The sequence below is a fragment of the Qipengyuania sp. NPDC077563 genome, assembly GCF_044901345.1.
Classification (GTDB): domain Bacteria; phylum Pseudomonadota; class Alphaproteobacteria; order Sphingomonadales; family Sphingomonadaceae; genus Qipengyuania; species Qipengyuania aestuarii.
In genome coordinates this window covers 672,050-694,667 of sequence record NZ_JBJDPC010000002.1, presented here as the reverse complement: position 1 = coordinate 694,667, position 22,618 = coordinate 672,050, and the positions used below count along the sequence as shown (strand labels likewise).

23 protein-coding genes and 1 tRNA gene are annotated in these 22,618 nt (G+C 61.5%); 6 read left to right on the top strand and 18 right to left on the bottom strand.

What is annotated here, in order from left to right:
* Positions 1 to 14: 14 nt before the first annotated feature.
* Genes folE through ACI2I1_RS09365 form a run of 3 tightly spaced genes read right to left on the bottom strand, consistent with a single transcriptional unit; the run spans position 15 to position 2,679 of the window.
* A complete protein-coding gene (gene folE, locus ACI2I1_RS09375; RefSeq protein WP_221541791.1) occupies positions 15 to 626 on the bottom strand; it encodes a GTP cyclohydrolase I FolE in 612 nt (203 codons plus the stop codon).
* The gene (locus tag ACI2I1_RS09370) at positions 623 to 2,185 is read right to left on the bottom strand and encodes a phospholipase D-like domain-containing protein (RefSeq protein ID WP_404678889.1); all 1,563 of its coding nucleotides are present in this window, start codon (positions 2,183 to 2,185) and stop codon (positions 623 to 625) included. The genes folE and ACI2I1_RS09370 overlap by 4 nt, the downstream gene beginning before the upstream one ends.
* Before the next feature lie 2 nt (positions 2,186 to 2,187).
* On the bottom strand, positions 2,188 to 2,679 hold the full coding sequence (locus ACI2I1_RS09365; protein ID WP_221541792.1) for a hemerythrin domain-containing protein: 492 nt from the start codon (positions 2,677 to 2,679) through the stop codon (positions 2,188 to 2,190).
* A gap of 109 nt (positions 2,680 to 2,788) precedes the next feature.
* Between ACI2I1_RS09365 and ACI2I1_RS09360 the strand changes: the two genes are divergently transcribed.
* On the top strand, positions 2,789 to 3,187 hold the full coding sequence (locus ACI2I1_RS09360; protein ID WP_404678888.1) for a metallopeptidase family protein: 399 nt from the start codon (positions 2,789 to 2,791) through the stop codon (positions 3,185 to 3,187).
* A 119-nt stretch (positions 3,188 to 3,306) separates the two neighbouring features.
* On the opposite strand, the gene ACI2I1_RS09355 is transcribed toward ACI2I1_RS09360, so the two are convergent.
* Both ACI2I1_RS09355 and ACI2I1_RS09350 read right to left on the bottom strand, forming a co-directional pair.
* Positions 3,307 to 3,383: transfer RNA gene (locus ACI2I1_RS09355), tRNA-Arg, on the bottom strand.
* Positions 3,384 to 3,427: 44 nt separating this feature from the next.
* Positions 3,428 to 3,850: a (deoxy)nucleoside triphosphate pyrophosphohydrolase gene (locus ACI2I1_RS09350; protein WP_404678887.1), complete on the bottom strand. Its 423-nt coding sequence runs from the start codon at positions 3,848 to 3,850 to the stop codon at positions 3,428 to 3,430.
* Between the two features lie 86 nt (positions 3,851 to 3,936).
* Here ACI2I1_RS09350 and ACI2I1_RS09345 point away from each other — a divergent pair, with 86 nt between their 5' ends.
* Together ACI2I1_RS09345 and ACI2I1_RS09340 are read left to right on the top strand one after the other, a co-directional pair.
* The gene (locus ACI2I1_RS09345) at positions 3,937 to 4,116 is read left to right on the top strand and encodes a Flp family type IVb pilin (RefSeq protein ID WP_404678886.1); all 180 of its coding nucleotides are present in this window, start codon (positions 3,937 to 3,939) and stop codon (positions 4,114 to 4,116) included.
* A gap of 121 nt (positions 4,117 to 4,237) precedes the next feature.
* Positions 4,238 to 4,438, top strand: coding sequence for a Flp family type IVb pilin (locus ACI2I1_RS09340; protein WP_404678885.1), 201 nt, complete (start codon positions 4,238 to 4,240; stop codon positions 4,436 to 4,438).
* A 97-nt stretch (positions 4,439 to 4,535) separates the two neighbouring features.
* On the opposite strand, the gene ACI2I1_RS09335 is transcribed toward ACI2I1_RS09340, so the two are convergent.
* The 5 genes from ACI2I1_RS09335 to ACI2I1_RS09315 form a co-directional block, all read right to left on the bottom strand.
* Positions 4,536 to 6,014: a M48 family metalloprotease gene (locus ACI2I1_RS09335; RefSeq protein ID WP_404678884.1), complete on the bottom strand. Its 1,479-nt coding sequence runs from the start codon at positions 6,012 to 6,014 to the stop codon at positions 4,536 to 4,538.
* Positions 6,015 to 6,131: 117 nt separating this feature from the next.
* Entirely contained in the window at positions 6,132 to 7,076 is a 945-nt protein-coding gene (locus ACI2I1_RS09330) for an acetyl-CoA carboxylase carboxyltransferase subunit alpha (protein WP_404678883.1), read from the bottom strand.
* A 10-nt stretch (positions 7,077 to 7,086) separates the two neighbouring features.
* Positions 7,087 to 7,965 carry a tyrosine recombinase gene (locus ACI2I1_RS09325; protein ID WP_404678882.1) on the bottom strand — a complete coding sequence of 293 codons (879 nt, stop codon included), beginning with the start codon at positions 7,963 to 7,965 and terminating at the stop codon, positions 7,087 to 7,089.
* An 8-nt stretch (positions 7,966 to 7,973) separates the two neighbouring features.
* Positions 7,974 to 9,809, bottom strand: coding sequence for a hypothetical protein (locus ACI2I1_RS09320; protein ID WP_404678881.1), 1,836 nt, complete (start codon positions 9,807 to 9,809; stop codon positions 7,974 to 7,976).
* Positions 9,806 to 9,940: a hypothetical protein gene (locus ACI2I1_RS09315; protein WP_282098236.1), complete on the bottom strand. Its 135-nt coding sequence runs from the start codon at positions 9,938 to 9,940 to the stop codon at positions 9,806 to 9,808. Before ACI2I1_RS09315 ends, ACI2I1_RS09320 begins: the two co-directional genes overlap by 4 nt.
* Positions 9,941 to 10,017: 77 nt before the next feature.
* On the opposite strand from ACI2I1_RS09315, the gene ACI2I1_RS09310 reads away from it, so the two are divergent.
* The 3 genes from ACI2I1_RS09310 to ACI2I1_RS09300 are packed head-to-tail and all read left to right on the top strand — an operon-like array spanning position 10,018 to position 12,144.
* A complete protein-coding gene (locus tag ACI2I1_RS09310; RefSeq protein ID WP_404678880.1) occupies positions 10,018 to 10,578 on the top strand; it encodes a shikimate kinase in 561 nt (186 codons plus the stop codon).
* Complete coding sequence (gene aroB, locus ACI2I1_RS09305; protein WP_404678879.1) at positions 10,569 to 11,678, top strand: 3-dehydroquinate synthase; 1,110 nt, start codon at positions 10,569 to 10,571, stop codon at positions 11,676 to 11,678. The genes ACI2I1_RS09310 and aroB overlap by 10 nt, the downstream gene beginning before the upstream one ends.
* 4 nt (positions 11,679 to 11,682) lie before the next feature.
* The gene (locus ACI2I1_RS09300; RefSeq protein WP_404678878.1) at positions 11,683 to 12,144 is read left to right on the top strand and encodes a GNAT family N-acetyltransferase; all 462 of its coding nucleotides are present in this window, start codon (positions 11,683 to 11,685) and stop codon (positions 12,142 to 12,144) included.
* Between the two features lie 36 nt (positions 12,145 to 12,180).
* Here ACI2I1_RS09300 and ACI2I1_RS09295 read toward each other — a convergent pair whose 3' ends face one another.
* The 8 genes from ACI2I1_RS09295 to ACI2I1_RS09260 all read right to left on the bottom strand — a co-directional run bounded on the left by ACI2I1_RS09295 (position 12,181) and on the right by ACI2I1_RS09260 (position 22,589).
* The gene (locus tag ACI2I1_RS09295) at positions 12,181 to 12,552 is read right to left on the bottom strand and encodes a tRNA-binding protein (protein WP_404678877.1); all 372 of its coding nucleotides are present in this window, start codon (positions 12,550 to 12,552) and stop codon (positions 12,181 to 12,183) included.
* A gap of 1 nt (position 12,553) precedes the next feature.
* Positions 12,554 to 14,620, bottom strand: coding sequence for a biotin carboxylase N-terminal domain-containing protein (locus ACI2I1_RS09290; RefSeq protein ID WP_404678876.1), 2,067 nt, complete (start codon positions 14,618 to 14,620; stop codon positions 12,554 to 12,556).
* A gap of 168 nt (positions 14,621 to 14,788) precedes the next feature.
* Positions 14,789 to 15,820, bottom strand: a complete 1,032-nt coding sequence (gene bioB / locus ACI2I1_RS09285) for a biotin synthase BioB (protein WP_404678875.1) — start codon at positions 15,818 to 15,820, stop codon at positions 14,789 to 14,791.
* A complete protein-coding gene (locus tag ACI2I1_RS09280; RefSeq protein ID WP_221541806.1) occupies positions 15,817 to 16,134 on the bottom strand; it encodes a hypothetical protein in 318 nt (105 codons plus the stop codon). The genes bioB and ACI2I1_RS09280 overlap by 4 nt, the downstream gene beginning before the upstream one ends.
* 1 nt (position 16,135) lies before the next feature.
* Complete coding sequence (gene scpA / locus ACI2I1_RS09275; protein WP_404678874.1) at positions 16,136 to 18,292, bottom strand: methylmalonyl-CoA mutase; 2,157 nt, start codon at positions 18,290 to 18,292, stop codon at positions 16,136 to 16,138.
* Positions 18,293 to 18,314: 22 nt separating this feature from the next.
* Positions 18,315 to 18,770: a methylmalonyl-CoA epimerase gene (gene mce, locus ACI2I1_RS09270; RefSeq protein WP_404678873.1), complete on the bottom strand. Its 456-nt coding sequence runs from the start codon at positions 18,768 to 18,770 to the stop codon at positions 18,315 to 18,317.
* Positions 18,771 to 18,847: 77 nt separating this feature from the next.
* Positions 18,848 to 20,887 carry a S9 family peptidase gene (locus tag ACI2I1_RS09265; protein WP_404678872.1) on the bottom strand — a complete coding sequence of 680 codons (2,040 nt, stop codon included), beginning with the start codon at positions 20,885 to 20,887 and terminating at the stop codon, positions 18,848 to 18,850.
* A gap of 169 nt (positions 20,888 to 21,056) precedes the next feature.
* Positions 21,057 to 22,589 carry an acyl-CoA carboxylase subunit beta gene (locus tag ACI2I1_RS09260; RefSeq protein WP_404678871.1) on the bottom strand — a complete coding sequence of 511 codons (1,533 nt, stop codon included), beginning with the start codon at positions 22,587 to 22,589 and terminating at the stop codon, positions 21,057 to 21,059.
* Positions 22,590 to 22,618: the final 29 nt, after the last annotated feature.

Here is a 22,618-nt window from a genome sequence, read left to right as displayed (position 1 = left end):
GCCTGGGCCCCGGACTAGCCGTAACCCATCAGTTTCAGCACTTCTTCCCGGCTGCGCGGATCGTCGAGGAATGTGCCCATCATGCGGCTGGTGACCATGCCGACTCCCGGAGTGCGCACGCCGCGCGCGGTCATGCAGCTGTGCTGTGCGTCGATCACCACGGCCACGCCCTGCGGGTTGAGATGTTCCCAGATGCAGTCGGCCACTTCGGCGGTCAGGCGCTCCTGCACCTGCAGGCGGCGCGCGAAGCCGTGCAGGACGCGGGCCAGCTTTGAAATGCCGACCACGCGGTCGTTCGGAAGATAGGCGATCGCCGCCTTGCCGATGATCGGCGCCATGTGGTGTTCGCAATGCGACTGGAAGGGAATGTCCTTGAGCAGGACGATTTCGTTGTAACCGCCCACTTCCTCGAACACGCGGCGCAAGTGAATGGCCGGATCCTCGTCATAGCCCTGGCAATATTCCTTCCACGCGCGCGCGACTCGCGACGGCGTATCGAGCAGGCCTTCGCGGGTCGGATCGTCACCGGTCCATTCGATCAGCGTGCGGATCGCATCCTGCACATGTTCCGGCACGGGCGGTTTGCCCAGCGGGTTGTCTTCGTCGGGCCCTACGAGGCTGCTCACTTCGCTTTCTTCCTTCTGATCCTTTCGCGCATGCGCGCGAGACGGCTTCCCTTGCGGAAAAGCCCGCCCTTGGCAAATGGCTCGAACAGGTCCTCCGGGTCTCCCGGGTCCAGCAGGCCGCTCTCCGCCACCTTCTCTTCCACTTCATTGAGTTCGGGCGGGTGGTAGCGCACCAGATTGCGGCCATCATCGGTGATCGAATGATCGATCATGGTCGCCATCGAGCCATGCGTTTCGAGCAGATCGCCGATCTCGTCTTCTTCCAGGCCGCAATGCTCGGCCAGAAGAGAGTGGCGAATGCGCCGGATCGCGTCTTCGGCATGGCCGTTTCCTTCCCGCTCGCAGTCCACGAAGACGTCGCATTCGCTGTCCAGACCCATCGACCGGTTGTTCATATTGGCCGAACCGATGCGGAATATCCGGTCGTCGACGATCATCATCTTGGCGTGAACATAGATCGGGGTGATGCCGGAATAGGGCGTCCAGATGCTGAAGCGGCCTTTCTTGTCGGCCTCCTCGATACAGCGGACCAGCTGCGCCCGGGCGTGATCCATCGCCTGCTGTTCCAGCCAGCCATCGGCATGGCGGGGATGGACGATCACGATTTCGGGTGGATCGTCTTCCTGCACGCGCCTCAGCATCGCCTCGCCGATCGCGCGCGATGCGAAATACTGACTTTCGGCATAGATGAACTTCTTGGCGCGGCCGATATGCTCGACGAACAGGGTCTCGATCTCGTCGACCTTGTCCCAGTCACGGTGGGCCGCGCGGGTGCGGGCGATGCCGACTTCGATATTCTCGAAAGTCGGCTCCAGCCCGTCGGGCCACAGGCTCCGGTCGGTCCGCTGGACGGGCAGCAGCGGCGTGCCCCCCGCCCTGATCCAGCGATCGCGGCCGAGGTCGCTCAGCGCGTCGGCAACTTCGCCTTCCATCATCATGGTCGCATCGTGCCAAGGCTCGTAAGGGCCTCCGCGCGGTGTCTTGCGCAAGGGCTCGTCCTCATTGTGATCGCGCGTGTCCCAGCGCTTCACGGTCATGTCGATGCCGCCGCACACGGCCAGCGAATTGTCGAGCACGGCGATCTTCTGATGGTGGCTGCATCCGGTGGGATGCGCGCTGTCGAATTTGAAATCGATTCGCCGATGGCGGGCCCAGCGGGTGAGGTCCCACCACATCGATCCGCGGATCACGAATTTGAAGATGCCGAAGCTCCACTTCAGCATCCGTATTTCCAGCGTGGGCCGGTGGCGGACCAGCCAGCTGATGAAGCTGCCCAGCCGGACCGGATATTCGCGCTTGTAGCTGCGCTGCCACCAGCGCCGCCCTTCGGCGAGATGGATGCGCGTGTCGAAATCCCATCCGATCAGGAAGATGCGGTAACGCGCCTTGAGCATGGCCTCCTGCATGGCGGCGAAATAATCCGCCGCATCGATCAGGACCGCCGCCCGGTCGACCTTCGCGAAACGCCAGACGCTGGAGGACTCGCCGTCCTCCAGCGTCGAAATGGTTTTCGGATCGGGCGTTTCCTCGCCCGCATCTCTTGCCCCCTCATCCAGCACGTTTATTCTTTCGCGTCCTCTTTCTTCTCGGGCGTCATTTCCGCCTCGCTCATCTCTTCTTTCTTACGGCGATCGAAGACCGAACGCATATGCTCCAGGTCCTTCTCGTCGAGATAGTTTGCGAAATCGGGGAAATGGTCTTCCTCTTCCTCGTCGATGTGATGGCGATAATCGTGGTCGAACGTCTTGAACTTCGTCAACCAGCCGCCTTCGGACATGTCGGTTGCGGCCAGATCGTTCAGCGCTTCCTCGATTTCATGATGCTCGGCAACCGAATGGCGGGTTTCGCCGGTGGTCGGGGGCTTGCGGAGCATGGTTGAATACAGCGCCTGCTCTTCTGCGGCGGCGTGCGACTTGAGCTCCTTGGTGAGCTGTTCGAACAGCTGTTCACGCTCGTCACTGTCGCCGCTGGTCTGCAGCAGCTTGTCGAGCAGTTCGCGATGCTTGTCGTGATCCTGCTTGAGGCGATCGAAAATCTCTTTGGTGTCGGCCATGTTCGCTAAACTCCTTCGGTTGCAGAACAGGCGGCGGGTATGCCGGTTCCGCAATTCTTGAAACGGGGTCATTCTTGAAAGGACACTGGGCGGATCGCATATCCGTTTCATGACGAACCAGCCCGAAGCGCCCACCAGAGCGCAGATGCAGCAGATGGCCGAAGCGGTCGTCGCTTCGCTACCGGACCATTTCCGCCAGCAGATGGGTGATATCGTCCTGCAGGTCGAGGATTTCGCCACGGCGGAACGGCTGGCAGCGGTCGATCTGACGAACAAATGGGAACTGAGCGGCCTCTATCAGGGAGAGGCCCTGCCCGACCGTTCGATCTGGCAAAGCCACCGCATGCCCGCGCGTATCTGGCTGTTCCGCGAACCGCTGATCGCCGAATGGCGCGAGACCGGCGTGCGGATGGACGATCTCGTCCGGCACGTGGTGATCCATGAGGCAGGCCATCACTTCGGCTTCAGCGATGACGACATGCACGCACTGGAACGCGGCGCGGACTGACGGGCGCCTCGATACTTGAGAGATCGGGCTCGAGGGCCGGGACGACAATCCCCAACTCGCCTTGCAAAAGAGACCAGAAACCAAAAAAGCCCACGACCGCTGAGGGTCATGGGCTTGTTTGGCGCGCCAGGAAGGATTCGAACCTCCGGCCGCCTGATTCGTAGTCAGGTACTCTATCCAGCTGAGCTACTGGCGCGTCGGAGGGCGGCCAATAGGCAGAAGCTGAGACCTTGGCAACACCTAATCTGCAATTTTTTCAAGCAATCGGCTCATCAGGGCGATATCCAGCGGCGGCCGGTCGAGCAATGCAGCGTCGGTGGGCAGGAACCAGCCAAGCTTCCCACCTTCTAGTGGTCGAGGCTCCCCGCTCCAGGAAGCGCAGGTGTAAAGAAGTATGACAATTGGCGGGCGGCCCTCGCTCACCGCTTCCTGCGCAAAAGTTTCGGGCACAAGGTCCCTCGATTCGATCTTGAGATCCAGCTCCTCGTGCACCTCGCGCACCAAAGCTTCTGTTGGCGTTTCGCCGCCTTCCACCTTGCCGCCGGGAAATTCCCACAGTCCCGCATGATGCTTGCCCGGCGGACGGCGATGCATAAGCCAGCGCCCCCTGTCATCCACGAGCCTGACAGCGACAACCGGCATCCATGTCGGAATTTTTTCCAATCTCGTCATCCGTGAAAAGACTTTCTTAAGACCTGCCCCCCTAGTCGAAGGATGTCAGCTACGAAACGACAAGAGGGACAAACCAAGTGGTCCGATATTTGAAAGCATTGGGACACGATGAACGGGGCGCGACCGCTGTTGAATACGGGCTGATCCTCGCGCTGATTTTCTTGGCACTTGTTGGTGCCGTAAAGACCTTCGGACAGGAGACCATCTCCATGTGGACAAATGTCAGTTCCAAGGTGGACAGTGCCAACAACAAGTGACGTGCGAAGAAAACACGACCTGATTAGCGTTTTGTCAATCAGTTCGTGTCAGAACGAGGATAACTCGAGCCGTCGGACGCGGTGAGAGTCGGGTATCGAAGACTGAACCAGGAGACATAAAATGAAATTCATCAAGACGCTTCGTAAGAACGAAGAAGGCGCGACCGCAATTGAATACGGCCTGATCGCTGCTCTGATCGCAGTTGCTGCGATGGCCGCCATGGGCGCGCTCGGCAACAATCTGAATAACACCTTTGACAAGGTTTCGGGTGAGATGGAACGGGCTAACACCGAAACCCCTGCGCCGGATGGCGACGCCTAAACCCACTATTCGTTTCCGCAACGAATCATCCAAAGCAGGGCGGCGAGGGAAACCTCGCCGCCCTTTTCTATTTGAATTCAATAGTTCGGAGACAAGATCAGCTGCCGCGAACCACGATCTTTACCTTCTGCCCGGCAGTCACGCCCTCGCCAGAGGCAAGCCCGTTGAGCACCCGGAAGCGTTCTTCCTGCGCACTGCCGTAAGCCATGCGCCGCGCCAGCGAGCTGACCGTATCGCCGCGCTGCACGGTCACTACGTCCAGCACACGGGGCACGACATTGGCCGCTTCCGAAGCCGAGACACGGCGCACCGACGAGAACATCGAATTGAATGTGCTGGCGCCGCCGGCAGGAGTGATTGCCAGGAAGTGATAGGCACGATCCCTCGCAAACTCATAGGCGAAGACCGTCACATCGACCTGGCCATTCCCGTTATTGACGCGCGCCGTACCATAAGCTGCTGGCAGGCCGTTGACAGTGGTCGTCTGGATATTGCCCGGACGGATCTGTTGCTGCTGGCTCAGGCTCGCAAAGACGGAATTCACGTAGGTCTGGAGATTGCCGTTATACGGCGCCAGCGAGAACTGTGCCTTCCCGCTCTGCCCGTTGACCGAGACAGCACTGGTGCTGTTGACCATGTAGAATCCCTGCGGCGCAGTGAATGCGAGGCGCAGTTCCGGATGGATGAACTGACGCCCCTCGACGATGCCCTGCGACGGATCATCGCCATAGGTCAGGCCATCGATGCGGGTCAGGAACGTATCGCGGTTGGTTACACCGGTCATTCCCTGAGCTTGGCTTGCCGCCGCCTGCACACGGCTGGCCGGATCCGGGTGAGTCGACGCCCACTCGGGCAGGCTGGCGTTGTCGCGGCCCTGAAGTCTGGCATCGAGAGCGTTCTGCGCTGCGAGGCTGGCGAGAACGGTGGCCATCGCGCGCGGATCGTAACCTGCCTTCTGCAGATATTGGATGCCCATCGTATCTGCTTCGAGTTCCTGGCTGCGCGAGAACTTCAGCGTCAGCATTTGCGAACCCTGCAGGGCCGCCTGCCCGATCTGCTGGCCCAGCGGATTGCCGCCGAGCAGAATGCCCGAAAGGATCGCTGCACCGGCACCCAGCAGGGAATTGCGCTGCGCAGCGGCCTGGCGGCGCTGCGAGTGGCGCAGCGCGACGTGGGCGACTTCGTGGCCAAGAACGCCGGCCAGTTCCGCTTCATTGTTCATAAGCGAAACGAGCTGGCGCGTCGTGTAGACATAGCCGCCGGGGATGGCGAAAGCGTTGTTTACCGGGCTGTTGACGAGGCTGACCGTGAAGCTGTCGCGGGCATTGCCAAGGCCCGACTGGACTGCAATCGTTTTGCCCACCTGCTCCACATATTGAGCCTGGGATCCGGTCATCGCGCCGCCGAATTCGGCGAGCAATTCGGGGTGTGCCTGCGCCCCCATCTGCGCCTCGCTCTGGGTGATCGGTTCAGAGGCGCTGGGAATGTTGCCACCGCCCGGCAGAGCGGCACAGCCGCCCAAGGCTAGCGAAACAGTAGCGGTCGACGCGGCGGCGATTGATTTGAAGCTGGGCATTTAGGGCTCCCCTTGCACAGGCGAGCAGAGACATCCCCACGCCCGTAAGTTGTAACTATGCAAGGAGAAACTTAAGTAGCATACGGTTGTTCCCGCTCGCCGCAGGCCACAAGTGCCTCAGCCGGCGATTTTCAGAAACCGCTCTTCACGCATCCGTTTCAGTTCGTCGGCAGAATTGCGCGAGAGCATGTCGAGCTCTTCGCCGATCGCTTCGCCCAGCGCCTTTGCCGCGGCAACCGGATCGCGGTGCGCGCCGCCGACCGGCTCACCCACAATGCGATCGATGACGCCGAGGCGTTCGAGATCCTGCGCCGTCACTTTCATCGCTTCGGCTGCGTCGGGCGCCTTTTCCGCCGTGCGCCAGAGAATCGAGGCGCAGCCCTCGGGCGAAATGACCGAATAGACCGCATGTTCGAACATCAGCACACGCTCTGCACTGGCAAGGGCGACCGCGCCGCCCGAACCGCCCTCGCCCACGATGCTGGCCACCATGGGCACAGGCAGCGCGAGGCATGCTTCGGTGGACCGGGCAATGGCTTCGGCCTGACCGCGCTCTTCGGCTTCGACGCCGGGAAATGCGCCGGAAGTATCGACCAGCGTCACCACCGGCAGGCCGAACCGCCCGGCCATTTCCATGAGGCGGATGGCCTTGCGATAGCCTTCGGGCTTGCCCATGCCGAAATTGTGCCGGATCCGGCTGGCCGTATCGTTGCCCTTCTCATGGCCGATCAGCACCACCTTGCGGCCGCCGAGCCGGGCGAGGCCGCCCATGATCGCTTCGTCTTCGCCATAAGTGCGATCGCCGCCGAGCGGCACGAATTCGTCGAATGCATGTTCGACATAATCGCGAAAGTGAGGCCGCGCGGGATGGCGTGCTACCTGCGTTTTCTGCCACGGCGAGAGCGATTCATAGGTGGTTTCGAGCAGGCTGGCGCTCTTCACCTCGAGCCGCTTCAGCTCGTTGGAGATATCGACATCGTCGCCTTCCGCTGCCGCACGCAGTTCCGCAATGCGTTGATCCAGTTCCGCGACAGGTTTTTCAAATTCGAGATAGGAAATCATCGCCACCCCGCTAGTCGCTGGCGCGCGCGCGTGCAAGCGGGTGGCGTTCGTTTACCAGCTTCACCAGCCGCGCAGCATCGACATGGGTATATATCTGCGTGGTCGCGATGTCGGCATGTCCCAGCAGCGTCTGCAAGGCGCGCAGGTCCGCCCCGCCCTCCAGCAGGTGTGTGGCAAAAGCATGCCGCAGCACATGCGGGCTGAGCTTTTCAGGCGGCAGGTCCGCGCGCGCCGCCAGGTCCTTCAGCAGCTGGAACAGGCGAATGCGCGTCAGATGGCCGCTGCGCGACGGAAACAGCCAGCGGGAATCGGCGGGGCGGACGGCCAGCCAACGCGACAGCACTTTCTTGGCCCGCGAACTGATCGGGACCAACCGGGCCTGCCCCCCCTTTCCGGTGACGGTCAGGAATGGTTCGTCCCGCGGCACCGCCGACAGCGGCAGCGAGACCAGTTCGGTGGCGCGCAATCCCGATCCGTACAGCAACTCGAGCATGGTCAGCAGGCGGACTGCCTCTGGCCGATCGCTTTCCGCTCCTGCCTCCGCGCACTGGAAGAGCACCTCCACCTGATCATGCGACAGTATCTTAGGCAGCGGGCGGCGGGTTGCGGGGCGCGGCAAGGCATGGGTGGGATCATCCTCGCGCTCGCCTTCATCGACGAGGAAACCGTAGAATTGCCGCAGGGCAGAAATTTTGCGGGCCATGGTCGACGGCGCCAGCGAGGACCATCCCTGCCCCAGCTTGGCCAGCTGCGCGGCGCTGAGCGAGGCCAGCTCGCTACCCGCCATCTCTTCCGCCTGCCGCAGGTCGCGGCCGTAGGCGAGCAGCGTGTTGCGCGCCGCTCCGCGTTCGGTTGCGAGCATGGCCAGGAAGTCGTCGATACCGGTCATCGGAGCCCTCAGGCGCGTGCAACCGCCTCCGCAGCGATCATCCGTGCTTCCGCTTCCAGCCCGACTTGCTGGAGCGCGGCAACGATGTGGTAGAGATGGCGCGCCGTCATCTGGTCCCACCGGGTTCCCTGCATGCCGAGGCCTGTGAGAATGGTCACCAGGGCAGCATTGTCGGCGGCCGCCGCACGGTCGATCATTCGCGTCCAAGCGGTGGGTGCGGACAGGTCCACGCCGAGCGTATCGCTATATTCCGCGATATTGCCCGAAGAGAAACGGCCAAGCCCCGACAGTCCGGCCAGCAGCATGCGCGACTTGCGCTTGCCCGACGAGCCATCGTCATCCTCGAAACTGCCGAAATCCCCATCGCTCACTTCCTCGCCAGCCGGGTTGGCCAGCGCCAGCAAGGCCCAGCCGACAGAGCCGGTGTCCACGACATCGGCCCAGCGCATGGCGTCGCGATCGAGACCGGCAGTGAGCATGGAAGCGATCAGCCTGCCGGAGTCGCTCTGGAAATCCGCAGTGGGAGTCAGGCGGGCCGCGGCATATGCGGTGAGCACGAGCCTGCCGTAATCCGTTTCGTCACCGCCCCACACGTCCTTGATGGCGGCGAGCCGCTCCGCCGCAGAGGCTTCGGTATAGGCATCGCCGAGCCGAATGGCAGTGGTCAGGCCGGCGCTCTGCTCTTCATTGGCGCGCATGGCATAGAGCTGCGAGTAGAGGTCCACCATTGCTTCGGCTGACAGTATGCCTGCCGCAGCCGCCTCGTCCGCGCCGCGCAGCCGCTGCACGGCCGGAAGCGCAGGAATCAGCGCCGAAGACTTGAGGTAATAGGGGCCCAGATCTTCCGAAAGCTCTTCGGGCAGATCGATGCTGAGGGCATTGGCCAGCGCGAACCGCCACGGGTTCATCTCTTCCACGCCGTCCCATTCGATCGTGACTGCCCGGCGCCCCTGTCCGGCGGATCCGGCATAGCGCTGCGCCAGCAGAACATCGATACGGTCAGTCTCGGTGCGGTTGAGCAGACGGCGCAGATCGTTCTGCGCTCCCGATGCTTCACCCGCGAAAGAGGCGCAGATCGCCTCCAGCATCGACCATTGCAGCCCCTCGCCGCTCACCCCGTCCAGCCGGACGACCGGACAGGCGCCCACGATGTCCGCCGTCCCGAGGTATGCACCCAGAGCGGCATTGACGAGCGCGCCATTGTAATTCGCGGCATCGATGTCCTGGACCAGCGCGCGTGCGGCGGCATGTTCGCCCATGGAATTGAGAGTGGTGGCACGCAGCGCCGCAAAGTCGACATCGCTCATGCCTGCCGGGGCATTGAGCCTACTCGCGAGCGCGCGGCGCAGGAGGATATGACCCCAGCGCGATATAACCGGTCCCTGCGAGGCAGCGAGTGCCGCCTGCACGATCGAGCCGGGCTGGCGAGCAAGCGAACCTGTGGGCAAGCCGCCCTCGCCCGGACCGATAACGCCGATTTCCTCGGTCGAACGCTGGGCGCCCGGGGGAATGTCGTAGCGCGGCTTGAGCCCGAACAGTTCGTCCAGCTCGGAAGTGGTCATCGCTTCCAGTTCCGCGGCTGACGGGATGTCCGACGGGCTGACGTTCGACGTGTCGACCGGGGCCGGAGCAGATCGCGACGGCAGCGGCTGTACGACCTCGCCCTCTGTCGGTGACGGAGCGGGCGCAGGCGCGGGTGCAGGAGCCGGTGCGGGCGCTGGCTCCGGACTGGGAGCTGGCGACTGCGTGGCGGGCGGAAGGATGCTTTCCGGTGCCCGCTGCGCCAGAACGACGGTCGAGGTCAGAGCAAGACTTGCCCCCGCAAGAAGCAGACCCCGCTTCACAGCGCGCTCTCCGGTACCTGGACCGAATGGCTCATTGGCCGGAGCGGCTCTTCGCCGCCATCGATCCAGGCGGCGACCAGAATGCCGAGGACCGCCAGCAGCGCGATCCAGCCAAGGGCGGAACGTTTCACGACCAAGTTTTTCGTATCCTCGTGCAAATATCCATGTGCCTTGCCCGCGCCCTAGCGCATCTATAGGCCGAGCGGCAATGAACAACGCGAACTCTTCTGCCAAAGGTTTCGAAACCGCGTCCGCCACAGCCCGGCCGATCGTGCTGGTCGGGCTGATGGGCGTCGGCAAAACCACTGTCGGCAGGCGGCTCGCAAATGCGCTCGACGTGGATTTCATCGATGCCGACGAAGAAATCGAGCGTGCTGCCGATCGCAGCATATCGGAAATTTTCGCCGCCCATGGCGAAGCCTATTTCCGCGCTGGCGAACGGCGCGTAATCGCCCGACTGATGGAAGAAGGCCACGGTGTAATCGCGACCGGCGGCGGCGCCTTCGTGGATGGCGAAACGCGCACGCTTGTCCTCGAAAAAGGCATCGCCGTATGGCTTGATTGCGACATCGACACGCTGGTCGAGCGAACGTCGCGCAAGGACACACGCCCGCTGCTCAAGACTGGCGATCCGCGGACCATTCTGCGCGATTTGAAGGAATTGCGAAGCGCGGCCTATGCGCAAGCTCACATCCATATCGTTACGGATGACGGCCCGCACGAAGCGACGGTCGAGAAATTGCTGAAGGAATTGAGTGGATGGCAATAATCCCCGTCGAGCTGGCCGGTCGCAGTTACGAGGTAAAGGTAGCGCACGGTCTGCTGCAGGATATTGCGGACCATGCCGCGCCGTTTCTGCGCAAACAGAATGTGCCGATCGTTGCCGACGCGAATGCCAAATCGCATTGGGGCGCCGTGATCGAAGCGTCCCTGCAAATTGCGGGCAGAGAACTGCAGTGGTATGAGGTGGCGCCCGGCGAATCCTCCAAGAGTTGGGAAAGCCTTGCCCGACTGACCGAGTGGTTGTTGGAGCAGGGAGTCGAGCGCGGAGACCATGTCCTTGCCCTTGGCGGCGGAGTGGTCGGCGACCTGACCGGCTTCGCCTGCGCCATCCTGAAGCGCGGCTGCGGCTTCGTCCAACTGCCGACTACGCTGCTTGCCCAAGTCGACAGTTCCGTCGGCGGCAAGACCGCGATCAACACGCCAGCCGGCAAAAATCTGGTCGGCGCGTTCCACCAGCCGTCACTGGTTCTTGCCGATCTCGATACGCTGTCCACCCTGCCACAGCGTGAATTGCGCGCCGGCTATGCCGAGGTTCTGAAATACGGCGTTCTGGGGGACGCGGAATTTTTCGACTGGCTGGCAGAAAACGGCCCGGATGTCGTGAATTTGCAGGCTTCCGCGCTCGAACACGCCGTGGGAACCAGCGTGGCGGCCAAGGCACGCATCGTGGCAGAAGACGAGCGCGAGACCACCGGGACACGCGCCCTTCTCAATCTCGGCCATACATTCGGACATGCGCTCGAGGCTGAAACCGGTTTTTCCGAACGCCTGCTTCACGGTGAGGCGGTAGCGCTCGGCATGGTCCTCGCCGCGCGTTATTCGGCGCGGCGCGGAGAACTAAGAGAGGCAGACAGCCAGCGGATTACCGAAGCGATCGATGCTGCCGGCCTGCCGAGCGAGATCGCAGCGCTGGGAATGGACGCGACCGGGGATATGCTTGTCGGACATATGCTACACGACAAGAAGATGGATGCAGGCACCCTGCCCTTCATCCTCCTGCGCGGAATTGGCGATGCCTGGCTGGCAAAGGACGTCGACCTGGCCGATATCGCCGTTTTTCTCAATGGCCAATTGCAGGCGCATTGAAGCGGTGAAGGTCGAGCAAGCCAGGCTTGACGATCCCGATGTCCGGGCGCTGATCGCCTATCACCAGCGGGACATGCACCGTATATCCCCTCCCGGCACAAGCTGGGCGCTGGACATTGCAGGACTTTCCGGCCCCGACACGACCGTGCTAGGCGCGTGGTATGGTGCGGCGCTGATGGGTATCGGGGCAATGAAGCGCCTTGGAAACGACAGTGTCGAACTCAAATCCATGCGGACGCTGCCCGATCACCTCGGCAAGGGCGTGGCGAAGGCGATTCTCGAAGAGCTCCTTCAGATTTGCCGGAACGAGGGCTTTTCCCGCGTCAGCCTCGAAACAGGCACCAGCGAGGAATTCCTCCCGGCGATCACGCTATATCGAAGGCGGGGCTTCATGCCCGGAGACGCGTTTTCACAATACGAGAACGGGCCGCATAACCAATGCTATCACCTCGATCTGGCCGATTAGTACTCGTCACGAAGCGGGAAATTCAAACGGCGGTCTTCAAAAAAGGCGCGAACCGTCCGGCACCGGTTTGTCCGGCGAAAACAGCACTACCTCGCCGGCTTCGTCGGCAAAGCCGAGTGTCAGCACTTCGGACATGAGCGGCCCGATCTGGCGCGGCGGGAAATTGACGACCGCCGCGACTTGCCGACCGATGAGCTCTTCCCGCGTGTAATTCGCCGTGATCTGAGCGCTGCTTTTCTTCCGGCCGATGACCGGCCCGAAATCGATCATCAGCTTATAGGCAGGCTTGCGCGCCTCCGGAAAATCCTCTGCCGAAACGACCGTGCCGACGCGGATATCGGCCTTCAGGAAAGTGGCGAAGTCGGTTTGTTCCGCAGCAGGCGCATCGCTCGCATGCGACAGATGCATATTATTCCAGCTCCAGAATGATCTCGTCGACAGCGAGGCTGTCGCCTTCGGCAGCGTTGACCTTGCTCACAGTCGCCTGCTTTTCGGCGCGAAGGATGTTTTCCATCTTCATCGCTTCCACCGTGGCGAGCGGCTGTCCCGGCTGGACTTCCTCACCCTCGGAGACATGCAGCTTCACCAGCAGACCGGGCATCGGGCAGATCAGAAGCTTCGACAAATCGGGCGGCGTCTTTTCGATCATGTGGCTCGCCAGATGGGCGACACGCGTCTGCAGGATACGCAGCGTGTGCGTAGCCCCGCGCGTCGTCACCGCATAGCCCGTGCGGGTGGGCTTGAGCTGGAAAGTGTAGGTTTCGACCGGCGCGGAATCCTCATCCGCGCCATTCTCGTACAGCGCCACGTCGACCATGGTTTCGCCCGGCGTATACTGCATCTCGATCGTGATCGGCTCTTCGTCGACAGTCGGGGCATCTTCCTCCAGCCGCACTTCGTGGCTGGTGGAGCCTTCCTCGCGCTCGCCAATCCGCACCGTCCAGTCGCCCGGAGCATAGAGATCGGCGGCGAGTTGACCTTCGATGCGCCGCGCCCGGTCGGCATCGGCGGTCGCGATCACTCCGCCCACGGCGGCAAGCACGCGGCGCAATTGCTTATCGAGCGGCGCACCCATGAAGCCTTCGGGATATTCTTCGGCGATAAAGCCGGTGGTAAGTTCGCCCGAGCGAAAACGCGGATGCTGCATGATGGCGCTGAGGAAATCGACATTGTGGCCCAGCCCTTCGATGCGGAAGGCATCGAGCGCCTGCACCTGCTTGTCGGCCGCCTCGTCGCGGGTTTCGCCCCAGGTGACGAGCTTGGCGATCATGGGGTCGTAGAACATGCTGACCTCGCCGCCCTCGAACACGCCGTCGTCCACCCTTACGCCATCGACGCCGCGGCGCCCGTTCTCGGCTCCGTCGTCGGTCCAGCCTTCGACCGGCGGCCGGTAGTGAACAAGGCGCCCGATGGACGGCAGGAACCCGCGATAGGGATCTTCGGCGTAGACGCGATTTTCGATCGCCCAGCCGTCGATGCCGATATCGTCCTGCGTGAACGGCAGCTTTTCGCCTGCAGCGACACGGATCATCTGTTCGACCAGATCGACACCGGTGATTGCTTCCGTCACCGGATGCTCCACCTGGAGGCGGGTGTTCATTTCGAGGAAGTAGAAGCTCTCGCCGGTCGGATCGGCGCCGCTGACGATCAGTTCCACCGTCCCGGCGCTGAAATAGTTCACTGCACGCGACAGCGCGACGCATTGTTCGCCCATGGCCTTGCGCATCTCCGGCGTCACGAAGGGCGACGGGGCCTCTTCCACCACCTTCTGGTGACGGCGCTGGATGCTGCATTCACGCTCGTTGAGATAGACGATGTTGCCGTGCTGATCGCCCAGAATCTGGATTTCGATGTGGCGCGGATCCTCGATGAACTTCTCGATGAAAACCCGCTCGTCGCCGAAGCTGTTCTTGCCTTCGCGCTGGGTGGCTTCGAAGCCGTCCTTCACGTCCTGATCGTTCCAGGCGAGACGCATGCCCTTGCCGCCGCCGCCGGCGCTGGCCTTCATCATCACCGGATAACCGATCTTGTTCGCCCATTCGAGCGCCTCGGCGGTGTCCGCAATGGCTCCGCCCGAACCTGGCACGGTGTTCACACCAGCTTCGGCTGCCAGCTTCTTGGATTCGATCTTGTCGCCCATGGCAGCGATCGCATTGGCAGGCGGGCCGATGAAGACGATGTTCTCCTTCGCCAGCGCCTCGACGAAGCTCGCGCGCTCGGAGAGGAAGCCATAGCCCGGATGGACCGCCTCGGCGCCCGTTTCCTTGCACGCCGCGATGATCTTGTCGGCAAGCAGATAGCTTTCGGCAGCAGCAGCCGGACCGATATGCACCGCCTCGTCCGCCATCTTCACGAAGGGCGCGCGGGCATCGGCGTCCGAGTAGACCGCCACGGTGGCGATCCCCATGCGCTTGGCGGTCTGGATGACACGGCAGGCGATTTCGCCGCGGTTTGCGATCAGTATCTTTTTGAACATATCTGCCTTCGGTTCTCTTCCCGTTGCCGGCTCGCATAGCCGATTAACCGCATTGCGTAAGCCCCTGCGCTCTAGAGGTTATCCTCTCACTTAGCGCAGGAACCCCTTTAGCAACCTCACAGTTAGAGCAGTGGTTGTCGATCCAGTGCCGTAAAAACGGGCCGCTGGTTACTCGGCCGGCTCCACCACCTTGCACGCCCGCATCGGTTCTTCCTGCTGTAAAGCCGTCATTCCAAGCTTGGCGAAGAGCGCCGCATCGCTGTCGTCGCCCGCATTGGGAGCGGTCAGCAGCTTGTCCCCTGTGAAGATCGAGTTTGCGCCCGCGAGGAAGCACAGTGCCTGCGTCGCCTCGCTCATGCTTTCGCGCCCGGCCGACAGGCGAACCATGCTCATCGGCATGCAGATGCGCGCGACCGCCACGGTTCGGACGAATTCGATATCGTCGATCTTGGCCAGCGGGGTATCGGCGAGCATGTCGCCCAGCACCGTGCCCTTGACCGGCACGAGAGCATTGACCGGTACGCTTTCGGGATGGCGTTCGAGAGTGGCGAGCGTGTGGACGAAGCCGACGCGGTCATCGCGCGTTTCGCCCATGCCCACGATACCGCCGCTGCACACGTTGATGCCTGCGTCGCGCACGTTCTTGAGCGTATCGAGCCGGTCCTCGTATTTGCGGCTGGAGATCACGCGCTCGTAATATTCCGGCCCGGTGTCGACATTGTGGTTGTAATAGTCGAGCCCGGCTTCCTTGAGCATGTCCGCCTGCTTGGGCGTCAGCATGCCCAGCGTCATGCAGGTTTCCAGCCCCATGGCGCGCACGCCCTTCACGATCTCGACGATCGCGGGCATGTCGCGGTCCTTCGGGTTGCGCCATGCTGCGCCCATGCAGAAGCGCTGGCTGCCCTGATCCTTCGCTTGCGCCGCGCGCTGGAGGACCGATTGCACCTCCATCAACTTGGTCGCCTCGACGCCGCTGTCGGCCTTCACCGATTGCGAGCAATAGCCGCAATCCTCAGGACACCCGCCGGTCTTGATGCTGAGCAGCGTGCAGAGCTGGATCTGCTCGGGCGGATGGTTCTCGCGGTGGACGGTAGCCGCGCGAAAAAGCAGCTCAGTGAACGGAAGTTCGAAGAGGCCTGCGATTTCGTCGCGGGTCCAGTCGGTACGGATTGAAAGCCCGTTAGCTTTTGCGTCTATCAATTATCTTCTTCCAAAATCTGATGAAATCGGGTCACGCCATAAAAAAGCATGAACGCACATGTAATTAGGCCTACACCGATCGCGGCGAAATAAAGCCCAAGGCCCCTGCCCCCTAAATCAACCAGTGAAAGCAGCATAATGGCCATGATCGCTAGTGCGACAAATCCCAGCAATTCGAAGCATAGCATTAAAACGCGATGAAAGATTCTCATTTCGGCCTCTTCTGCGCTGCCGCGATGAACCACCAGTGTTGCCGGAAACGACATCAGTTGGATTGCTTCGCTGCGCCCGCAATGACGGAATGGGAACAGCATTTCACTCCGCCGCCTCGTCCAGATCCTCACCCGCGGGCGGCATATTGTGGCCGAGCAGGCGTAGCACGTCCGCAGCGCATTCGATCACGTTGCTGCCCGGGCCGTAAATCCCCTGCACCCCGGCATCGCGCAGGAAGTCGTAATCCTTCTGCGGGATCACTCCCCCGGCGATCACCTTGATGTCACTGCGGCCCGCTTCCTTAAGCAAGCCGATGAGTTCGGGGATCAGCGTCTTGTGGCCAGCCGCGAGACTGCTTGCGCCGATGGCGTCGACATCGTTTTCTAGCGCCATGTCGCGCGCTTCGGCCGGGGTTTGGAACAGCGGGCCGGACACCACTTCGAAACCCATGTCGGAAAAAGCGCTGGCAATGACATTGGCACCGCGGTCGTGACCGTCCTGGCCCATCTTGGCGACCATCAGCTTGGGTGCTCTGCCCAGCCGCCGCTCGACCGCCTTTACGCCTTCCACGACCTGGGCGTAGCGATTGTCGTCTGAATAGGCTTCGGAATAGACCCCGCGGACAGGTGATGGCACGGTGTCATACCGGCCGTAGGCATCTTCCATCGCCTGACTGATTTCGCCGAGGGTGGCATCGTGGCGTGCGGCTTCCACCGCGAGGGCCAGCAGATTGCCTTCGCGCTGCGCGGCGCCGCGTGCGAGCGCATCGAGCGCGGCGCGGCAGGCGAATTCATCACGTTTGGCGCGCACTTCCTCGAGCCGGGCGATCTGGCTCTGGCGAACCTTGTGATTGTCGATATCGAGCGTGTCGATCTCGTCTTCCTTATCGCGGCGATATTTGTTCACGCCCACGATCACGGTCTCGCCGCGATCGACGCTGGCCTGCTTGGCCGCCGCTGCGCGCTCGATCTGCGCCTTTGGCTCACCGCTGGCGACATATTCGGTCATGCCGCCCGCCGCCTCGACCTCATCGAGCATCGCCTTGGCCTTTTCGACCAGCGCGGCGGTCAGGCTTTCGATATAATAGCTGCCACCCAGCGGATCGGCGACATTGGTGATGCCGGTTTCTTCCTGGATCACCAGCTGCGTGTTGCGCGCGATGCGGGCGGAAAAGTCGGTCGGCAGTGCAATGGCTTCGTCCAGTGCATTGGTATGGAGCGACTGCGTCCCGCCCAGCACGGCCGCCATCGCTTCAATCGTTGTGCGGATGACGTTGTTGTAAGGGTCCTGTTCCTGCAACGAAACGCCGCTGGTTTGACAGTGCGTGCGCAGCATCTTCGACTTCGGGTTCTGCGCCCCCAGATCGTCCATCACATCATGCCAGAGCTGGCGCGCGGCGCGCATCTTGGCGATCTCCATGAAAAAGTTCATGCCGATGCCCCAGAAGAAGGACAGGCGCGGCGCGAAGGCATCGAGATCGAGGCCCGCCTCCATCGCGCGCTTGGCGTATTCCTTGCCGTCGGCGATGGTGAAGGCCAGCTCCTGCACCGCCGTCGCCCCGGCCTCGTGCATGTGATAGCCCGAGATCGAAATGCTATTGAATTTCGGCATGTTGGCCGAGGTATATGCGATAATGTCCGAGATGATCCGCATGCTCGGTTCGGGTGGATAGATATAGGTGTTGCGGACCATGAACTCCTTGAGGATGTCGTTCTGGATGGTCCCGGCGAGCTTGTCCTGCGAGACGCCCTGTCGCTCCGCCGCGACGATGTAGAAGGCGAGCACGGGAATTACCGCGCCGTTCATCGTCATGGAAACGCTCATCGTGTCGAGCGGGATCTGGTCGAACAGGATCTCCATGTCGCGCACGGTGTCGATGGCCACGCCTGCCTTGCCGACATCGCCCACCACGCGGCTGTGGTCGCTGTCATAGCCGCGGTGCGTGGCAAGGTCGAACGCGACCGACAGGCCCTTCTGACCCGCCGCGAGATTGCGGCGGTAAAAAGCGTTGGATTCCTCGGCAGTCGAGAAGCCCGCATACTGACGAATTGTCCACGGACGCCCGGTGTACATCGAGGCATAGGGTCCGCGCGTGAACGGCGCGATGCCGGGCACGCCGGGATCGAGGCTCTCCGTATCTTCGCTCGTATAAAGCGGCTTAACGGCGATGCCCTCGGGCGTGTGCCAGGTGAGGTCACGGCCCTTCACCTCCTTGTCGGCGCGGGCTTTCCAGTCGTCATAGCTAGGCTTGTCTGTCATCGCATTTCCAATCGCGCAGGCGTCAGTTTGACCCATGCGCATTTTTCCTGGGCGTTTCCATGATTTCGGTGAGCTGTCCCATCATATCCTTTGGGTGCAGGAAAAAAATGGGAGTGCCATGCGCGCCGATACGCGTGGGTCCGAGGATCCGCTTGCCCTTGCCTTCGAACCATTCCCGGGCCGCGCCGATATCCTCCACCTCATAGCAGATGTGATGCTGACCCCCTGCAGGGTTTTTCGCCAGAAAGCCGTTGATGGGAGAATTTTCATCAAACGGTTCGATCAGTTCGATTTGCGTGCCCTTGCCAACCTCGCCGGAGCTATCGGGCGTGTCGACGAAACAGACCCTCACGCCTTGCTCAGGCAGATCAAACGGATCGGCAATTCCGACCGCACCCATCGTTTCGCGATAATAGGCGATACTTTCTTCAATCGAAGGTGTTGCAACACCGATGTGATTGAGGCGGCCGAGTTTCATGTCGCAGCTCCGAAAAACAAGTGGCGCGGCCCCGCTAACGGAACCGCGCCCTGTTATGCAATCACAAAGCTGGGAAATCAGCCGCCTTTCGACACGTCTCCCAGGCCATCCACATATTCTGCACCGGCTAGAACTTCTGCCGAACTGCCTTCGAAAGCATCGCCGATAGGCTGGACCCGCCCGCCGAGACATTTGCCGAGGAAGCCTTCCATCGCGGCAAAGAAGCTGAGCCGGTTCTCCGGTTTCTGGAAACCGTGCCCTTCATCGGGATAATTGATGTAGGTGACCGGCAGACCCTTGTCCTGCATGGCAGATACCAGATTGTCCGCTTCCGGCTTGGTCACGCGGGGATCGTTTCCGCCTTGGCCAACCAGCAGCGGCGCCTGAATATCGTCGATCCGACTGATTGCAGACCGAGCGATCATCGCTTCGCGCGCCTGCGGGTCGGACGGATCGCCGACATAACGGTACCAGGTGCCGGCCAGGAACGGCTTCCAGTATTCCGGGAAGCTCTCGATCAGGGTCGCAAGACTTGAAGGCCCCACGATATCGACACCGCAGGCGAAGCGGTCAGGTGTAAAAGTGACGCCGATCAGAGACGCATAGCCTCCGTAGCTTCCGCCGCCGATCGCCACCTTATCCTCTTGCGCAATGCCTTCTTCGACCGCCCAATCGACTGCATCGATCAGATCGTCGTGCATCTTACCGGAGAATTCGCCGACCGCGGCATTGGTGAAATCTTTCCCGAACCCGGTCGAACCGCGGTAATTCACGCTGAGAACCGCATATCCCCGATTTGCCATCCACTGATGGACCGTATTGTAGCCGTACCCGTCACGCGACCATGGGCCGCCATGGACCCACAGAAGCATGGGGACGGCCTTGTCCGGTCGCCCGTCTCCGTCCGGATCGCTGCCCGGCGGAAGAGTGAGGTAGGAAACCAGCGTCTTTCCGTCAGAAGACTTGAGCTCTAGCGGATGCATCGGCTGCAGAGGGGCTTCCGAGAGGTCAGGACGCGTGGCGAACCACGGCGTCAGCGTGTCTGCCTCGCGGTCGTAGATGTAATACTGTCCTGGAGCCTGGGCCGCGCCTTCGTAAACAATCCACGTCTTGTCGTCCTGCGTTCTGGAGCTGACCGAAAACTCCCCTTCGAGATTGGCATCGAGGAAATCGAGCTCGCTCTGAGCTTCCTCGTTCATCGCAGTCCACTCGCTTTTCAGGTAGTTCATTGCGTAAGCGATTGGTTCATAGGTCTCGTTGTCGACCATGATGTCACTGAGATCGGCCTTCTCGGGCTCGACCAGAACGGTCCGTTTACCCGTCGTCAGATCGACAGCCACACCAGCGGCCAGATTTCGCTCCCGGCTATCGATCATGTAGACCGTATCGTTGTCCCGCGAAAACTGGACGATATTGGTGTTCAGCATGTCCTCGCTGGGAATGTCGGCGAAGACTTCTCCCGGCGTCAGATTCTCGTTGAGGAAGACCGTTTTCATCCCCCCGTCAGGCTGAGGCACCATTGCCATGCGCGGCTTGTAAGTGTTGTCGGTAATGAAAGACGCGTAACCCGGATTTTCCGCGATCAGCTTACGTTCGCCCGTCGACAGACTGTATTCATAAAGATCCGTCAGCTGCGGGTTTCTTTCATTCGTGCCCACCAGGATCACGCCCGGACGGTCGCGGCTCACACCCATCAGCTGTGCACGGATGCCGTCCGGAAGCGGGGTAAGGTCACGTGTCGCCCCAGTACGGGGATCGGTCGCATAGACGTGATAGTTTTCGTCCCCGTCATTATCCTTCACGAACAGCACATATTTGCTGTCTACCGACCAGAGGTGGTTTGAAATGCCGCGGTGACGGTCGTCGGTGACGACGGTCCCCTTCGAAGGGTCAGAAGCAGGGGCCACCCAGACATTCATCACGCCATCGTCAGGCGCAATCCAGCTGACCCAGTCGCCATCAGGGCTGATCCGTCCTTGTGATGCGACGGGATTGCCGAACAGGTCCGTCCTGTCGATGAGTTCGTATTCGGACAAAGCATGGTGTTCGGCGTGCCCTACACCGGTCATCATGGTCGACGCGGCAAGCGCGGATGCCGCAAGAAAGCTCTTCTTCATCGAAACACCTCCTCCTGGTTAACGACAGGCAAGGTATCGAAAAGGAGGTGTATTGTCTAGGCGACACACATCAGGCACGCTGCAGCGGACGCCGACACCTAGCGGCAGGTCGTGCAATGGCTATCGTTAGAAGCAAAAGTTCGAGACGGCTTCCGCTTCTGGGGAAGTCTCAGAGCGGAATATTATCGTGCTTCTTCCACGGGTTCTCGAGCTGCTTCGTCCGCAGCTTTCTCAGACCCAGCGCAATGCGCCGCCTTGTGGAGTGCGGGTAGATCACCTCGTCGATGTAACCACGGCTAGCCGCAACGAACGGATTGGCGAAGCGGTCTTCGTATTCCTTCGTCTTCTCGGCGATTTTTTCCGGATCGTCGCGGTCCTGGCGGAAGATGATTTCCACTGCACCCTTCGCGCCCATCACCGCGATCTCGGCGGTAGGCCATGCGTAGTTGAGGTCGCCGCGCAGGTGCTTGGAGGCCATAACGTCATAGGCGCCGCCGTAGGCCTTGCGGGTGATTACGGTGATCTTGGGCACGGTCGCCTCGGCATAGGCGAAAAGCAGCTTTGCGCCGTGCTTGATGATGCCGTTGTGCTCCTGGCTCGTTCCAGGCAGGAAGCCGGGCACATCGACAAAGGTCAGGATCGGGATTTGGAAGGCATCGCAGAAACGCACGAAGCGCGCAGCTTTCTTCGATGAATTGATGTCGAGCACGCCAGCAAGCACCATCGGCTGGTTCGCCACTACGCCCACCGTGCGCCCTTCCACCCGGCCGAAGCCGCAGATAATGTTGGCGGCGTGGTTCGGCTGGATTTCGAAAAACTCGCCCTCGTCCAGCGTCTTCCGGATGACTTCGTGCATGTCATAGGGCTGGTTGGCATTATCGGGGATCAGCGTGTCGAGGCTGTCTTCCTGCCGGTCCCACGGATCGCTGGTCGGGCGTTCGGGCACATCCTCGCGATTGGATAGTGGGAGGTAGTCGAAGAAATTGCGCGTCGCGAGCAGCGTTTCGATGTCGTTCTCGAAGCTGTTGTCGGCAACGCTGGTCTTGGTGGTGTGCGTCTTCGCCCCGCCCAACTCTTCCTGCGTAACCACCTCGTTGGTCACCGTCTTCACCACTTCGGGGCCGGTGACGAACATGTAGCTGCTATCCTCCACCATGAAGATGAAGTCGGTAATGGCGGGGCTGTAAACCGCACCGCCGGCACACGGCCCCATGATGAGGCTGATCTGCGGCACCACACCGCTCGCCAGCACGTTGCGCTGGAACACCTCGGCATAGCCGCCGAGCGACGCCACGCCTTCCTGGATGCGCGCACCGCCACTGTCGTTAAGACCGATGACCGGCGCACCGACCTTCATCGCGGTGTCCATTACTTTGCAGATTTTCTCCGCATGACGCTTGGAAAGAGAGCCGCCAAAGACAGTGAAATCCTGGGAAAAAACGTACACCAGACGACCGTTGATCGTGCCCGAACCGGTGACCACGCCATCACCGGGGATCTTCTGGTCCTGCATGCCGAAATCGACGCAATCATGCTCGACATAGGTGTCCAGCTCTTCGAAGCTCCCTTCATCGAGCAGTATATCGAGCCGCTCGCGCGCGGTCAGCTTGCCCTTGGCGTGCTGCGCAGCGATGCGCTTTTCACCACCGCCGAGCTTGGCAGCATCGCGGCGGCGTTCCATTTCGGCGATATTGGCGGACATGCTCTCTCCAATGGGTACGTTTGCGCTGA

Bases quoted from the DNA above. Each gene is read 5' to 3' on its own strand.
- ACI2I1_RS09365 (WP_221541792.1), bottom strand. From the start codon at position 2,679: ATGGCCGACACCAAAGAGATTTTCGATCGCCTCAAGCAGGATCACGAC.
- ACI2I1_RS09360 (WP_404678888.1), top strand. From the start codon at position 2,789: ATGACGAACCAGCCCGAAGCGCCCACCAGAGCGCAGATGCAGCAGATG.
- ACI2I1_RS09340 (WP_404678885.1), top strand. From the start codon at position 4,238: ATGAAATTCATCAAGACGCTTCGTAAGAACGAAGAAGGCGCGACCGCA.
- ACI2I1_RS09335 (WP_404678884.1), bottom strand. From the start codon at position 6,014: ATGCCCAGCTTCAAATCAATCGCCGCCGCGTCGACCGCTACTGTTTCG.
- ACI2I1_RS09330 (WP_404678883.1), bottom strand. From the start codon at position 7,076: ATGATTTCCTATCTCGAATTTGAAAAACCTGTCGCGGAACTGGATCAA.
- ACI2I1_RS09325 (WP_404678882.1), bottom strand. From the start codon at position 7,965: ATGACCGGTATCGACGACTTCCTGGCCATGCTCGCAACCGAACGCGGA.
- ACI2I1_RS09310 (WP_404678880.1), top strand. From the start codon at position 10,018: ATGAACAACGCGAACTCTTCTGCCAAAGGTTTCGAAACCGCGTCCGCC.
- aroB (WP_404678879.1), top strand. From the start codon at position 10,569: ATGGCAATAATCCCCGTCGAGCTGGCCGGTCGCAGTTACGAGGTAAAG.
- ACI2I1_RS09295 (WP_404678877.1), bottom strand. From the start codon at position 12,552: ATGCATCTGTCGCATGCGAGCGATGCGCCTGCTGCGGAACAAACCGAC.
- ACI2I1_RS09290 (WP_404678876.1), bottom strand. From the start codon at position 14,620: ATGTTCAAAAAGATACTGATCGCAAACCGCGGCGAAATCGCCTGCCGT.
- ACI2I1_RS09280 (WP_221541806.1), bottom strand. From the start codon at position 16,134: ATGCTGTTCCCATTCCGTCATTGCGGGCGCAGCGAAGCAATCCAACTG.
- scpA (WP_404678874.1), bottom strand. From the start codon at position 18,292: ATGACAGACAAGCCTAGCTATGACGACTGGAAAGCCCGCGCCGACAAG.
- mce (WP_404678873.1), bottom strand. From the start codon at position 18,770: ATGAAACTCGGCCGCCTCAATCACATCGGTGTTGCAACACCTTCGATT.
- ACI2I1_RS09265 (WP_404678872.1), bottom strand. From the start codon at position 20,887: ATGAAGAAGAGCTTTCTTGCGGCATCCGCGCTTGCCGCGTCGACCATG.
- ACI2I1_RS09260 (WP_404678871.1), bottom strand. From the start codon at position 22,589: ATGTCCGCCAATATCGCCGAAATGGAACGCCGCCGCGATGCTGCCAAG.